At 61.4% G+C, this 14,103-nt stretch carries 9 protein-coding genes and 1 pseudogene; 5 read left to right on the top strand and 5 right to left on the bottom strand.

Annotated elements, in window-relative coordinates:
• Positions 1-81: 81 nt before the first annotated feature.
• Positions 82-1,131 (bottom strand): glycoside hydrolase, encoded by a 1,050-nt coding sequence (locus tag N3J91_14080; protein MCX8157550.1) that lies wholly within the window; start codon positions 1,129-1,131, stop codon positions 82-84.
• Positions 1,132-1,467: 336 nt separating this feature from the next.
• On the opposite strand from N3J91_14080, the gene acs reads away from it, so the two are divergent.
• The gene (gene acs, locus N3J91_14075; GenBank protein ID MCX8157549.1) at positions 1,468-3,483 is read left to right on the top strand and encodes an acetate--CoA ligase; all 2,016 of its coding nucleotides are present in this window, start codon (positions 1,468-1,470) and stop codon (positions 3,481-3,483) included.
• 52 nt (positions 3,484-3,535) lie between these two features.
• On the opposite strand, the gene N3J91_14070 is transcribed toward acs, so the two are convergent.
• Positions 3,536-4,849 carry a Gfo/Idh/MocA family oxidoreductase gene (locus tag N3J91_14070; protein ID MCX8157548.1) on the bottom strand — a complete coding sequence of 438 codons (1,314 nt, stop codon included), beginning with the start codon at positions 4,847-4,849 and terminating at the stop codon, positions 3,536-3,538.
• A gap of 41 nt (positions 4,850-4,890) precedes the next feature.
• Positions 4,891-6,384, bottom strand: a complete 1,494-nt coding sequence (locus N3J91_14065; GenBank protein MCX8157547.1) for a divalent metal cation transporter — start codon at positions 6,382-6,384, stop codon at positions 4,891-4,893.
• 112 nt (positions 6,385-6,496) lie between these two features.
• Here N3J91_14065 and carB point away from each other — a divergent pair.
• The 4 genes and pseudogenes from carB (at position 6,497) to N3J91_14045 (ending at position 12,593) form a co-directional block, all read left to right on the top strand.
• Positions 6,497-7,984: pseudogene (gene carB / locus N3J91_14060) on the top strand (carbamoyl-phosphate synthase large subunit).
• A gap of 152 nt (positions 7,985-8,136) precedes the next feature.
• Positions 8,137-9,180, top strand: coding sequence for an aldo/keto reductase (locus tag N3J91_14055; GenBank protein ID MCX8157546.1), 1,044 nt, complete (start codon positions 8,137-8,139; stop codon positions 9,178-9,180).
• Between the two features lie 180 nt (positions 9,181-9,360).
• The gene (locus tag N3J91_14050) at positions 9,361-10,620 is read left to right on the top strand and encodes a hypothetical protein (protein ID MCX8157545.1); all 1,260 of its coding nucleotides are present in this window, start codon (positions 9,361-9,363) and stop codon (positions 10,618-10,620) included.
• Between the two features lie 83 nt (positions 10,621-10,703).
• Positions 10,704-12,593 carry a glycoside hydrolase family 97 protein gene (locus tag N3J91_14045; protein MCX8157544.1) on the top strand — a complete coding sequence of 630 codons (1,890 nt, stop codon included), beginning with the start codon at positions 10,704-10,706 and terminating at the stop codon, positions 12,591-12,593.
• 24 nt (positions 12,594-12,617) lie between these two features.
• Here N3J91_14045 and N3J91_14040 read toward each other — a convergent pair whose 3' ends face one another.
• Together N3J91_14040 and N3J91_14035 are read right to left on the bottom strand one after the other, a co-directional pair.
• Positions 12,618-13,175 (bottom strand): UbiX family flavin prenyltransferase, encoded by a 558-nt coding sequence (locus N3J91_14040; protein ID MCX8157543.1) that lies wholly within the window; start codon positions 13,173-13,175, stop codon positions 12,618-12,620.
• Positions 13,176-13,194: 19 nt separating this feature from the next.
• Positions 13,195-14,103, bottom strand: a 909-nt coding sequence (locus tag N3J91_14035) for a hypothetical protein (GenBank protein ID MCX8157542.1), incomplete at its 5' end; no start/stop codon positions are given.

The following is a 14,103-nucleotide window of genomic DNA, read 5'->3' as shown; positions in this document are numbered from 1 at the left end:
CGGCCAGCGCGGGCGGATTATTCCCGGAATTGGGGCGATACTGCAATGCCGAACTGAGGGACACAGGCTGGGGCGGTTGATTTAGGCGGGAAGCTGCCAGCGTGCCTGTCGCAACACGGCCCGGGACGAGCCGGCCATGAGTTCGTACCAAACTGTCAGGAGGGTGCCGTTGGGCAGTTCCACGGTGCTGGGGTAGCCCAAATCGGCATGGTGGCCATCCGCCGAAATGGTCAGGGGTGCGGACCAGGTTTTGCCTGCATCTTCGCTGAGTCGCGCCTGGTTGCCAAAGGGTGCGCGGCGGTATCCGTAGGTCATCAGCAAGCGGCCGTCCCGCAGGCGCAACAGATGGGAGGGGAGGCCCCAGACCCCGATGGGGTGGGGCACGGACCAGGTGGTTCCGCCGTCGGCGGATTCTGTTTGCAAGATTTCCATCTGGTTTTGGGGGTTATGATTGCGGATGTGAACGATGATGCGGCCCGGGGCGGCTTCCACGCCGTGCAGTTCGTGATACTGCCGGTAATCATCGCCCGGCCGGGCCGGAATTTCGGCCAGCCATTCCCAGCTCAGCCCGTCATCGGTGGAACGGCACACGCCCACGCGTTGTTTGTCCGTCCACAGCTTTTTGCCGGCGTACAACAAATGGCCATTGGACAGGACAAAGGGGCCGTGGGGGCTGTTCACCAAGGAGGGATAGACGGCGCTCCAGGTAACGCCGCCGTCTCCGGTGCGGATCATCCAATGGCCCAACAGGGTCATGCGCTGTCCCGCGGTAACCCGCTCATGGGCTGCCCGCCAGCGTTGGAGGCGTTCGGGAGGCCAGGCGCCCAGAGCGCCCGGGGGGCTGTTCAGGGCCTGGCGAAACGCCTCAGTATCGTAGGCCAGGGAGGTAAAGGTGGTGACCAGCATGGCGCCTTTGGGGGTTTCCAGCACGCCGGCATCACGGTCGTCAATCGGCGTGTCCAACAACACCTGCGGCCATCCCCAAGTTTGCCCATCATCCTTGGAAACCATTAGCTCCACCCGTCCAAAGGGGCACACATGCGCCTCGCGTCCGCCGGAGTACACCAGCCACAGATCTCCCCGCCGGCGGCGGGTGAGGGTGGGCCAGCCGTGATAAACCTCGGGCTGCATGCTGATGACCCTGGTTTCCAGGATGCGGGCGGTGGGGGGAGCTGGGGCTGATCTGGCGATCTGGCCCAAGCCCAACAGGCAGGATGCCGCCAGGGTACGCTGCAGGAACAGCCTGCGTGAAAGGCCGGGGAGGCCTGGAGGGTGCGGTTTCATTGCGGAAGGGTGATAACAGAATTTAGAGGCGGCATCAAGGCGCGGCTCCGGGCCGCTGCGGCATGCGTGAAGGCGGGGCGGGAGAGGTGAGGGCCGGTGTGGGCAAGGGAGGGGAGGCGCAGCGCCATTTGACATGGCAAGTTCCTATTATAAGATAAGCAAAAAATCACTTGAAGAAAATTTATGACTATCCGTCCGACACCGTCGCTTAGTGCCATTGAATCCGTGCTGCATGAAGAGCGCCTGTTTGCGCCCGCCAAGGAATTTTCCGCCGGCGCCCACATCAAGTCCCTGGCGCAATACAAGCGCATGTACCGGGAATCCATTACCCAGCCGGAGCGTTTTTGGGCCAAACAGGCGGAGAACGAGCTGGTCTGGTTCAAACGGTGGAAGCGGGTGCTGCAATGGAAGGAGCCGGTGGCGCGATGGTTTGACGGGGGCCAGTTGAACGTGTCGGTGAACTGCCTGGATCGTCATTTGGAGACGCATGTAGGCAACAAGGCGGCCATCATCTGGGAGGGGGAGCCGGATTCGGTGAGCAAACCGGGGGAGGAGCGGGTCCTGACCTACAAGCAGCTTCATCGGGAAGTGTGCCGGTTTGCCAACGTGTTGAAGCGCAACGGGGTCAAACGCGGTGACCGGGTGCTGATTTATTTGCCGATGGTGCCCGAGGCTGCCGTGGCCATGTTGGCGTGCGCGCGCATTGGGGCCATTCATTCAGTTGTATTCGGGGGTTTCAGCGCTCACGCGGTGGCGGATCGTGTTTGTGATTGTGGCGCCAAGGTGATCGTCACGGCGGATGGCGGCTACCGGCGGGGCACGATTGTGCAGCTTAAAAAGAACGTGGACGAGGCGTTAAAGATGACCGATGAGCGCGGCCGCCGGCTGGGGCGCACGGTGGAGAAGGTCATTGTGCTGCGGCGGGCGTACAACGAAATCCACATTGAGGAGGGGCGCGATGTGTGGTGGCACCGGGAGCTGGAGTATGTTTCGGCCGAGTGCCCGCCGGAAAAGATGAACAGTGAGGATCCGCTGTTCATACTTTATACCAGCGGCTCCACGGGCAAGCCGAAGGGCATTTTTCACACGACTGCCGGATATTTATTGGGGGCCAAACTCACCACCAAATATGTCTTTGATTTGCGGGATACGGACATTTTCTGGTGCACTGCTGATGTGGGGTGGGTGACCGGCCACAGTTATGTTGTTTATGGACCGCTGGCCAACGGGGCCACCACGGTCATGTATGAGGGGGCGCCCAACTGGCCCGAGCCGGATCGGTTTTGGCGGATCATTGAGAAATACGACGTGACCGTGTTTTACACGGCTCCCACCGCCATACGTGCGTTTATGAAGTGGGGTGAGGAATGGCCGCGGAAACATGACTTGAGCACGTTGCGATTGCTGGGGTCGGTGGGCGAGCCGATCAACCCCGAGGCCTGGATGTGGTATTATGAGGTCATTGGGGGCCGGCGTTGTCCGATTGTGGATACGTGGTGGCAGACGGAAACGGGCAGCATCATGATCACGCCGTTGCCCGGGGCCACGCCCACCAAACCGGGCAGCGCCACCCTGCCGTTTTTTGGGGTGGTGCCGGAGGTGGTGGATGACCAGGGGCGTCCGGTGCCGGCGAATGTGGGCGGCAAGCTGGTGATCAAGAAACCGTGGCCGAGCATGTTGCGGGGGCTGTGGGGGGATCCCAAGCGTTATCAGGAGGTGTATTGGAAGGAAGTGCCCCACGCCTATTTCACGGGGGATGGCTGCCGCCGCGACGAGGACGGGTATTTCTGGATTGTGGGCCGCATTGATGATGTGCTGAATGTGGCCGGGCACCGGATTGGCACGGCGGAGGTGGAGAGCGCGCTGGTGAGCCATCCGCACGTGGCGGAGGCGGCGGTGGTGGGGCGGCCTGACGAATTGAAAGGACAGGCGTTGGTGGCTTTTGTGACGCTCAAGAGTGGCGTCAGACCGACGCGTGACCTGCGGGAGGAATTGCGCCAGCACGTGACCAAGGAAATTGGCGCGATTGCCCGGCCGGATGAGGTGCGGTTTGCCGAGGCCCTGCCGAAGACGCGCTCGGGCAAGATCATGCGGCGGCTGCTCAAGAGCATCGCGGCGGGGACGGAGATCAACGGGGATACCACGACGCTGGAAGACTTCAGCGTGCTCACCCGCCTGAGCCAGGCGGAGGAGGAATAGGCCGGTGGGCCGGGCTGGGTTGTGATGGCCGTGCCCGCGCCGATGGAGGGTATCAACCCGCCTGGGTGCGGTAGGGATAATCCAGCAAGCGATTGGCCTCCGGATGGCGGGGGAAGAGTTCTTTCTGCGCGTCCCAATCCAAGAGGGAGCGGGTTTTCCAGGCGATGTTGCCGATCAACGTGGCGGTGGTGCTGCGATGGCCGGTTGCAATGTCACAGTGGGGCCGCTGGCGGGTTTTGATGCAATCGAGGAAATTGCGCGCATGAAAGGTGGTGTCGGCGCTGTTCATCTGCGCTTTGACATTGACCGCCTCGATGTGGGGTTTTTCGCCGGTGCGCCAGCCGGCATCTTCGCGGCGGGTGAGGGGGCTGCGAGCGGGGAAGGGGTTGGGGGTGATCAGCTCGGGGACGATTTCATAGCCACGGCTGTATAAATAAAACGTGCCCCGGGTGCCGCGGATTTCCAGCTCGGCGTTGGGGCGGGCGCAAGCGGGGGCCGCATTGGCGTTGATTTGGGTGAAAGTGATGAGGATACCGCCCGGGTACTCCCACATCACTTCCAGGGTATCCGGGATTTCCCGGTTGTCTTCGAGGGCGTATTTGCCGCCCATGGCGGCCACGGCGAGGGGCGTGTCCACGCCCAGCGCCATGTGGAAGAAATCCATATAATGCACGCCAAAGTTGGTGAGCTGCCCGCCGGAGTAGTCGAAGAACCAGCGGAAGCGGTAGAAAGTCCGGTTTTTGTTGTAGGGTCGGGCGGGCGCGGGCCCCTGCCAGGCATCCCAATCGAAAGCTGGGGGCGGGGTGGAGTCGGGGGGATGGTCAATGCCTTTGGGCCATTCATTTTGAATGTGAAAAGCCCGGCAGGCCACAATTTTACCCAGGACCCCACTGCGGATCAGTTCTGCGGCCTCGCGGCAGAAGGGCACGGAGCGGCGGTGAATGCCCACCTGGCAGACGCGGTTATGTTGGCGCACGGCCTCCACCATGCGGCGTCCTTCGGCGACGCAGAGCGAGAGGGGCTTTTCCACATAGACATCCTTGCCGGCCTGGCAGGCGTGGATGGTTTGGAGGGCGTGCCAGTGGTCGGGGGTGCTGATGACGACGGCATCCACCTCCTTCATTTCCAGCAGTTTGCGGTAATCGGTGAAGAGGCGGGGGTGGCCGCCGGTTTTTTGGGCCGCAAAATCCAGGTAGGGCTGGTGAAGATCGCACAGGGCCACGACCTGGGCATCTGGCTGGATTAGGAAGGCCTCCAATACCTGGTCGCCGCGGTTGCCGAGGCCGATGAAGCCCAGGCGGATTTTTTCATTGGCTCCCCATACCTGGACGGAGCCGGCAGCGGCGACGGCGCCGGCGGCAGCCATTGATTTAGCAAAAGCGCGGCGGGAGAGATTAGCCATAAGACTCATCCTTTTTTGGGGGCGTTCAGGTCGGTTTTGGCGGGGAAAAGTTTGTCAATGACGCGGTCCTTGATGTTTATGGCCGAGCCAATCAAGGCCATGATGACGGCGATCACCAACATCGCATTAAAGGCCACGCGCCGCCAACCGCGGCCCACGGCGTCGCCGAGGTAGCTGCGTTTATTGTTGAGGATGAGGAAGGAGAGGTAGGCGATGGGCAGGACGGTGAAGGCCAGGGCACTGGCAACGACGGGGAGCCAGATGGGGCTTTTGACCAGCACGCCCAGCAGGCCCACCGCCGGCACCAGGGTGAACATTTTGTAGCGGGCCGGGGTATATTCGAGTTTGAACATTTCGCAGACGGTGAAGCCGCAGCAGACCATGTGAGCGCTGATGGCGCCGCAGGCCATGCCGATAAAGCCCAAATCAAACACGATGCGACCCAGGGAGCTGCCCAATAAACCGGCGAGGGCCTGGGCGGCCTGAATGGGTTTGAGTTCGGCGGGGGAGGGATTACCCGGAAGCACGGTGCCATAGCCGGCGGCCGCATTGTGCACGGTGGCGGCCATGCCGATGATGATCAGGGAAGTCAGGATGACATACGGCACAAACAGGGAGAGCACCAGGTCAAAGCGGGCCAGGCCTTTATGTTGCGGACCCCATCCCTTGGCGAGGATGGAGTAGGGGTAAAGGAAGGTCATATTGATGCCCACGGCCGCGCCCAGGGCGCCAAGGATGGTGGTGGTGGCGCCGGGGTTGTCGGGGATTTTGAAGGTAAAGAAGCCGCGGAGGATGGCGCCCAAATCCAATTTTCCGTGGAGGAGTTGCACGATGACCACGCTTAAGAAGGCCAGCATGGTCAAGCGGATCATCCAGCGCAAAAAGGTTTCGTAGAAGCGAATGCCCTTGGGCTTGGAGCCATAGTTCCAGGTCAGGGCAATGTTGATGCCGAGGATGAGCAGCCCCCCGCCCAGCCGCACGAGGGTTTCGGTGGTGGGGGAGAGGGCTGTGGTGGGGTCGTCCGGTTTGACGCCGGCGGCGACATCCGCCAGGTCTTTGAAGGCCCCGCCCAGGAGGGCGTACTGGCCGAAATGCCAGACGACGGTGGCGACGATGGTGGCCAAGGCCCAGAGAAAGGCGACGCTGGGATGCAGTTCGCGGCGCATGATTTCATAGGCGCGCTCGCCCTTGGTGAGGGTGATGTTGGCCAGGGCGGCCATCATGAAGATTCCCAGGAGCATGGCGACGGGCTGGACCCATAATAATTGATAACCGAAAAAGGCCCCGGCGACGACGCTGGCGGTGGCACTGCCGGCGCCGAGGGTCATGGCACTTTGCAGCCAGGCCGGGCCGGTCAACTGGTAATAGCCTGAGAGTCGTTTATACCAGGGGCGTTGATCCAGCTCCGCCAAGAACTGGCGTTCCTGTTCAATTTTGGCGGGATCCCACTTGCTGGTCATGGGCAGGCCGGTTGCGCCGGTGGAGGATGGATTTGCCATGCGGCGCATGATGAAAGGTGCCTGCCGCTGGTGCAATGAAAAATCCACGCGTTTTTCAGATGACAGACGGGGGAAAATAGGCTTTATTCGCGCGGTTTGTGGTAATGCTGCCATGCCAAAGCGCACCGACATTCATTCGGTACTGATCATCGGCGCCGGCCCCATCATCATTGGGCAGGCGTGCGAGTTTGACTATTCAGGCACCCAGGCTTGCAAGGCTCTGAAGGAGGAGGGCTACCGGGTGGTGCTGGTGAACTCCAATCCGGCCACCATCATGACCGATCCGGAGTTTGCGGATCGGACGTATATTGAGCCGATTACTCCGGCGGTGGTGGAAAAAATTATTGAGCGCGAGCTGGCGGAGTTGAAGCGGCTGGGGGCGACCGGGAAGCTGGTGCTGCTGCCCACGTTGGGGGGACAAACGGCACTGAATACCGCCATGGCTTTGCACCGGAAGGGGGTGCTCCAGCGTCTGGGGGTGGAGATGATCGGGGCCAAGGCCGAGGCCATCGAGCGCGGGGAGGACCGGCAGGTGTTCAAGGATTTGATGATCAGCATCGGCCTGGATGTGCCGGTCAGCGGCACGGCGCATGATCTGGAGGAGGCCCGCGCGGTGGCGTCCAGGATTGGGCGGTTTCCGCTGATTATTCGTCCGGCGTACACCCTGGGGGGCACGGGGGGGGGCATTGCCTACAACCGGGAGGAATTTGAGGAGATTTGCAAACGGGGTCTGGATTTATCGCCCGTTAGTGAAGTGCTCATTGAGGAGTCGTTGCTGGGGTGGAAGGAATACGAGATGGAGGTCATGCGGGATCACAAGGATAACTGCGTGATCATCTGTCCGATTGAGAATTTTGATCCCATGGGGGTGCATACGGGGGATTCGATTACGGTGGCCCCGGCGCAGACGTTGACGGACAAGGAGTACCAGATCATGCGCGATGCGTCGTTTGCGGTGATCCGGGCGGTGGGGGTGGAGACGGGGGGCAGCAACATTCAGTTTGCGGTCAATCCTGAGAATGGCCGGATGGTGGTGATCGAGATGAATCCGCGTGTGTCGCGCTCCTCGGCGCTGGCGTCGAAGGCCACGGGCTTTCCGATAGCCAAGATCGCGGCCAAACTGGCGGTGGGCTATTGTCTGGATGAGATTCGCAATGACATTACCCGTGAGACGCCGGCGAGCTTTGAGCCCACGATTGATTATGTGGTGGTTAAAATTCCGCGGTTTGCCTTTGAGAAGTTTCCGCAGGCCGATCCGACGCTTACCACGCAGATGAAGAGCGTGGGTGAAGCGATGGCGATCGGGCGCACATTCAAGGAAAGTCTGCAGAAATGCCTGCGGTCGCTGGAGATTGGCCGGCATGGTCTGGGGGGCGACGGCAAGCCGTGGCGTATTGGGAATCAGGTGTATGGGGATCGCGACATTTTCCCGCGGGATATTTTGCGCCGCAAATTGAGCATACCCAATGCGGAGCGGATTTTCTTCATCCGCCATGCCTTGCGGGCGGGCATGACGATAGAGGAAATCTATGAGTTGACGCGGATTGATCGCTGGTTTCTTACCCAGCTCAAGGAGATCGTGGACTGTGAGGAAGCGCTGGCGGCTTCTGCCGGGGCCTGAGCGTTGCCGGGGCGGGGGAATCCGGCATAGGGGTGGGCAAGCATCCTGACTTGTGCTTTGGGAGGAGGAGGGGTAATTTAGCCTCGTTAGAAGAGCCAATGCGTCGAACTTAAATACAACCTGCCTCGCCTATGAAACGCCGCACTTTTGTCAAGACCACCACTGTCACCGTAGGAGGGTTGGCCCTCGTTCGTCCTGCCGGATTGACGGCGCAAGCAGCACCAGCCGCCCAGCCTGATGTCGTGGCCGGGATGCCCCGGCGCGTGATGGGCCGCACGGGGCTGAAGGTTTCGATTGTGGGATTTTCGGGCTTTGCCTTGAACAAGTATCCGCAGGAGGAGTGCAACAAGGGGGTGCTGAAAGCTTTTGAGCAGGGCGTCAATTACTTTGACGTGGCGCCCGCCTATGGGGAATCGGAGGTGCGGCTGGGGGTGGCGCTGCAGCAGCTCAAGCGGGAGCAGTATTTTCTGGCGTGCAAGACCAAGGCCCGGGATGCCAAAGGGGCGATGCAGGAATTGGAGCGGTCCCTGCAACGGCTCAAGACGGATTATTTTGATGTGTACCAGTTGCATCATCTGCGCCAGCCGGCCGAGGTGAAGCAGGCGTTGGGGCCGGACGGCTGCATGGAAGCCATTCTCAAAGCGAAGGAGCAGGGGAAGGTGCGCTTTATTGGATTTTCGGCGCATACCACCAAGGCCGCCCTGGAAGTGATGAAGGGCTTCAAATTTGACACCGTGATGTTCCCGATCAATTTCGTGGAATACTATGGTTTTGGTTTTGGCAAGGATGTGCTCGCCGAGGCCAAAGCCCAGGGGGCGGCGGTGCTGGCCATCAAACCGATGTCCACCGGCCTTTGGCCCAAGGGCGAGAAGCAGACCCGGCAGTGGTGGTATCGCTCGGCGGAGGAGCAGGACGAGGTGAACCTGGTTATGCGGTGGGCTTTGTCGCAGGAGCCGGTGGTCAGCACGTTTGCTCCGGCATTTCTGGATTTGGTGGATAAGGCGATAGCGGCGGGCAAGGCCTTCCGTCCGATCACGGACAACGAGATTGTGCAACTCAAAGAGCTGGCCGCCAAATGCAATGTGGTCTTCAAGCGGGAGGAGGATGCTGTGGCGTGGCGGCATCACGGCCACGAGCCGGGGCTGGCGGCTTATTGGGAATCCCTGCACGCCTGAGGATGGGGCGTTGGCGCGCGTCAGGGGGTTGCTTGATCCCGGAGAGCCGGGTTGTTGAGGAGGCTCTCGTGCGGGTGGCAAAGGATTTGCGATGAACGGTCCCCCCAGAGCATGGGCCGGGCGGGGTAACGAGTCCGTGCCGTGCCTGCGGCAACAGGTGGTCAAAACCAAAATGATGTTATGAGATTAGCCGGCACATGGAAGCGGTTGTTTGTGGTTGTGGCCGCGGGGGTGATGATCTTCAGTCTGCTGGCAGCCAGCCAGCCGGCGCCATCCGCGCAAAGCCAGCCATCCGCCACGGAGAAAACGCCCGCCAAACCCAAACTGCCGCCGGGTTACGAGGCGGCAGAGACCATCTCGCTCATTACGGGTGTGGCCATTTCGCCCTTGTTGGGAGTGGGGGCAGTGGGGTGTTATCAGTGGATGAAGAACGCCAGCAAACCGGAAAAGGAACGGCGTCCGCTGCACTGGTATGCCCAGCCGTGGTTTTGGGTGCCCGCCTTGATCATCGTGGCCCTGGTGTTTCTCAAGGACACGCTGGGCACGGCGGCGCCAACCGTCTTGAAAAAGCCGATGGACGTGGCGGAAGCGATTGAAAACAAAGTGAGCGGCCTGATTGCCGCGGGCGCTTTTGTGCCGCTGGTCACGCAGGTTTTTCCGGAGGCCGCCGCGGAGAGCGCGTCGTTGAGTGCGCTGGGATTTGCCGCGCTGGATCTCCACAGCCTGCTCAATGCGCTGATGGTGCCGGTGGCGATGGCGGTGTTTTTCATCGTGTGGCTGGCCTCCCATGCGATCAACATGCTGATTCTCATCAGCCCGTTCAACACGGTGGACATGGCCTTGAAGTCCTTTCGGATGTTTTTATTGTCCCTCGTGGCCACCACGCACTGGATGAATCCCTACCTGGGCGCCTGTTTTGCCCTATTGCTGATTGTGGTCTGTTATTTTATCGCGGGGTGGTCGTTTCGTTTATTGGTGCTGGGGAGCAACTTTATTTGGGATTATCTCACCTTCCGGCGGCTGCGTTTCCTGCCGTGTTCCAACGCCAATTGGATGTTCACCGCCAGCAAGTGGGGTGGCATGCCGGTGCGAACCTGCGGCCGCCTGTGCCGCACGGAGCAGGGCGGCCTGCAGTTTGAGTACCGGCCCTGGCTGTTTTTGCCCAAAAAGATCGTCCCTTTGCCGGCAGGGAGCCTGTGGGTGGGGCGGGGGCTGTTTTATCCGGAAATCCTGGTGGAGCCGCCCGGACAGGATGCCCAATCGCTGTTCATCCTGCCGCCGCGATACAACACGCACGAGGAAGATGTCTGCCGGGTTTACCAGATGCAGGGCGTGCGGGACATTGGTCTGTTGCGGGGCTTCAAGCTGCTTTGGGCGTGGCTGCGGGGGTTGGTGGGGGGCAAGCCTGCGTTGGCGCCGGCGCCGTCGCAGGCGGCCTAGGACTGGCCGGCATTATGCGTTGAGCACAGCGGTTTTTCAGAATGCGCTCGCGCGGTTGAGCCTTTTGGTATAAAGAGCAGGGCATGCAACACCTGCTTCAGCCTCGCAGCCGGAGGAAACCGGCGGTTACATGGTATGGCCATGGCCTGTTGTTTTTGTGCTTTTCCCTGGGCGGATCCCTGATGTTGGCCGCTGAAGGTGCCTGGAAAGTCACCGCTCCTGGAGGGCAGGTTCAGGCCACGATCACGTTGGAGGCAGGCACCGGAAAATTATCCTACCGGGTCAGCAGCCGAGGCGTGGAGGTGTTGGCAGACAGCCCGCTAGGCATCATGACCAGCGAGGGAGATTTCACCTCGGCTCTTTCCGTGGTGGGGGCGGAGCGCCGCGAGATTCATGAGACTTACACGCTGCCGGTGGGCAAGCGGTCGAGCTATACCAACCACGCCCAAGAATTGCAGTTGACGCTGGGCAAGGAGGGGCGGGAGCTGCAATTTAAATTCCGGGTGTATGACGACGGCATAGCCTATGCCTACGCGCTGGGCGGCACGGGGCCGGTGAAGATACGGGGAGAAACCAGCGGTTTTCGGTTGCCGGCTGGCGGTCGGGTCAAATATTGGGGGCAAAGTCATCCCAACAATTACGGATATGAAACGATGTTGGGCCAGGTGGACAGTGAACGCGTTTCGATGCCGTTGTTGGCAGAACTGGAGCAGGCCCGGCATTTTGTGTTTCTGGCCCAGGCGGCCTCCTATGGGACCTATATAGTTCCGCATTTTCAACGGGAGGACCGTTTGTGGCGGGTGTGTTTCCCCCTGGATCAGGAGGGGCCGGTGGAGACCACTCTGCCGTTTCACTCTCCCTGGCGGGTGGCCATCATTTCCCCGGAAACGCCTGCCACGCTGGTGGAGTCCACGATGATGGAGAATCTCAATCCGCCCACCGAACCCGCCTTGCGGCATGCCGACTGGATACGGCCGGGGCGGGCAAGCTGGGATTTTCTGGCTGGAGACCGGGACAAGCCGCAGGTGTGGATTGATTTTGCAGCAGAAATGGGGTGGGAATATCACCTGGTGGACGCCGGCTTTGCGCGGCGGTTTGACGTGGCGGCGGCCACGGAGTATGCCCGGCGTAAAAATGTGCGCCTGATTGGCTGGGCCTACACGCCGGATTTGAGCACGCCGGAGAAGGCCGAGGCGGTGCTGGCGCAGTATGCGCAAATGGGTTTGTCGGGCGCGAAGGTGGATTTCTTTGATCATCATCCGGTCACGGGGGAGAAACGGACGCGCGATTTTGAGGATACCCAGGCCAGCTTGAAGATTCGGGATCATTTGCTGGCCATTGCCGCGCGGCATCAGTTGGTTTTGGAATTTCACGGTTGTACCCTGCCCTCTGGAGAGCGGCGGCGATATCCGCATTTCATGACCGCCGAAGGGGTGGCCGGCATGGAGAAGCGCAATCCGCGGGTGGAGAATGAACTGACGATTCCCTTTGTGCGCAACATTATGGGGCCGGTGAGCTTCACGGTGGTGAAGCTGGATCGGTCGCCCGGGTCTTATGCTTATCAGATGGCGCAGGCGGTGGTATATGAGGCCGGCATCCAGATTTATGCGGAGCGTCATGATCGGTTGCGCAGTTTTGAGGGCCGGGATTTTCTCAAACAACTGCCGGCCACGTGGGATGAGACGCGGTTGCTTGAGGGATATCCTGAGTCCCACATACTGCTGGCACGCCGCAAGGGATCAGCCTGGTACGTGGGGGGGATGACCGCCCAGCCGCGCGTGGCGCAAGTGTCATTGGGGTTCCTGGATAAACAAGCCCAATATCGGGCGGAGATATATCGTGACGGGGCCAGCCGCACCAATTTAGTCAGGGAGGTTAAATCCATTACGTCCGATCAGCGGCTGGAGATTCCGCTGCTGCAGAACGGCGGGGTGGCGATTCGCCTGGAGCCGGCGAGGCGTGGGGCGCCCTAATTTTAGGGAGGAAGGAGCAGGGGGTTATTCCGGCTCGGCCTGCCAGCGGGGCACCAGTTGCTGGGGGATGCCGAGATGGTCAAGCACCCGCGCCACCACGGTATCCACGACGGCCGTGATGTCTTTGGGGCGGGTATAGAAGGAGGGGTTGGCCGGCAGAATGATGGCCCCGGCCAGCAGCAACAGCTCGAAGTTGCGGACGTGCACGAGATTCAGCGGTGTTTCGCGGGGCACGAGGATCAACATCTTGCGTTCTTTCAACATCACGTCGGCGGCGCGCAGGAGGGCGTCTTCGCTGTAGCCGTGGGCGATACGTCCGAGAGTGCCCATGCTGCAGGGGATGATCACCATGGCATCGGCGGTATTGGAGCCGCTGGCAAAGGGCAGGTGCATGCTTTTGAGGCTGTGGACTTTGGCTTCGGGGGGCAGGCGCAGGCCGCCGGGGAGTTCCTCCTGAATCACGGCCTGCGCGTATTTGCTGAGGATGAGGTGCAGCTCGTGCCCCAAGCCGGTGAGATTGTCCAACAACCGTTGCGCGTACAAAGTGCCGCTGGCGCCGGTGATGCCGATGAGGAGTTTCATGGAAGGAATTTTCCCGCGGTTACGGCCGCACCAGGCGGAAGAAGGAAGCGTCATTGGTGAGGGCCGCCCGATGCCAGCCCGGCAGGCTGTTGGTCACCCACGGCCCCAGCACATTCGTCGCCTGCACCAGCCGAAACTCCCCGTCCCCCCACGCCAGCACCAGCCCCTCCGGCCCCACCCCGTAATACAACGGCAGCGGCTCCGGCACCCGCGCCGCCGCCAAACCCCACAACTCCAAATTAAAACTCAAATCCGAACTGGTCGGCCCCGACTGATGCACCGACACCGCCACCACATTGGTCCCCGCCCGCAACCCCGCCGCACTCACCACGTTGGTGTCCACCGTGTTCTCCCCGTTCTGCCCGCTGAGCGTCGTCGTCGTGTGCGTCACCGGCCCCGCCGGCACATTCGGACTCCGAAACACCTCCTGCCCGTTGAGGTACACCACCCCCCCGTCGTCCCGCAGCAGCCACAAAAACAAATTCGTGTACGCCCCCGGGTCCGTCACCACAAACGTCCGCCGAAAATAAGTGGTCAACTGCCCGTTGGTCGGCACCACCGTCACCTCATCCCCATCCCCATACCCCAGCTCCGCCCGGCCCGCCGGCCAGGCGCTGTCGTCAAACTCCACCCGGTTCCAGTTGGTCGGCGGCGCCGCCGCCTGGGCATAGTAGCGCCAGACGGTGTTGCTCCCGCGCGCGATCAACAGCGTGTTGGTCAGCGGCGGCCGCTCCGGCAGCCGCACATACACCGCCTGCGCCGGCCCGCTCAAGGTGGCCTTGACCGGCCGGCTGAGGGTCACCAGAAGGAAATCATTGCCCGCCACCGGCACGGTGGGCGCCTGCAGCACCGCACTCAACGCCCCCGCCGCAAACGCCAGCGTCCCATTGGTCCGCCCCACCCGGTTGCCCAGGATTTCAAAATCCAC

It is taken from the genome of Verrucomicrobiia bacterium (genome assembly GCA_026414565.1).
Taxonomy (GTDB): Bacteria; Verrucomicrobiota; Verrucomicrobiia; order Limisphaerales; family Fontisphaeraceae; genus Fontisphaera.
This window is presented reverse-complemented; position numbering and strand designations above follow the sequence as displayed.

Bases quoted from the DNA above. Each gene is read 5' to 3' on its own strand.
- N3J91_14080 (MCX8157550.1), bottom strand. From the start codon at position 1,131: ATGCAGCCCGAGGTTTATCACGGCTGGCCCACCCTCACCCGCCGCCGG.
- acs (MCX8157549.1), top strand. From the start codon at position 1,468: ATGACTATCCGTCCGACACCGTCGCTTAGTGCCATTGAATCCGTGCTG.
- N3J91_14070 (MCX8157548.1), bottom strand. From the start codon at position 4,849: ATGGCTGCCGCCGGCGCCGTCGCCGCTGCCGGCTCCGTCCAGGTATGG.
- N3J91_14065 (MCX8157547.1), bottom strand. From the start codon at position 6,384: ATGGCAAATCCATCCTCCACCGGCGCAACCGGCCTGCCCATGACCAGC.
- N3J91_14055 (MCX8157546.1), top strand. From the start codon at position 8,137: ATGAAACGCCGCACTTTTGTCAAGACCACCACTGTCACCGTAGGAGGG.
- N3J91_14050 (MCX8157545.1), top strand. From the start codon at position 9,361: ATGAGATTAGCCGGCACATGGAAGCGGTTGTTTGTGGTTGTGGCCGCG.
- N3J91_14045 (MCX8157544.1), top strand. From the start codon at position 10,704: ATGCAACACCTGCTTCAGCCTCGCAGCCGGAGGAAACCGGCGGTTACA.
- N3J91_14040 (MCX8157543.1), bottom strand. From the start codon at position 13,175: ATGAAACTCCTCATCGGCATCACCGGCGCCAGCGGCACTTTGTACGCG.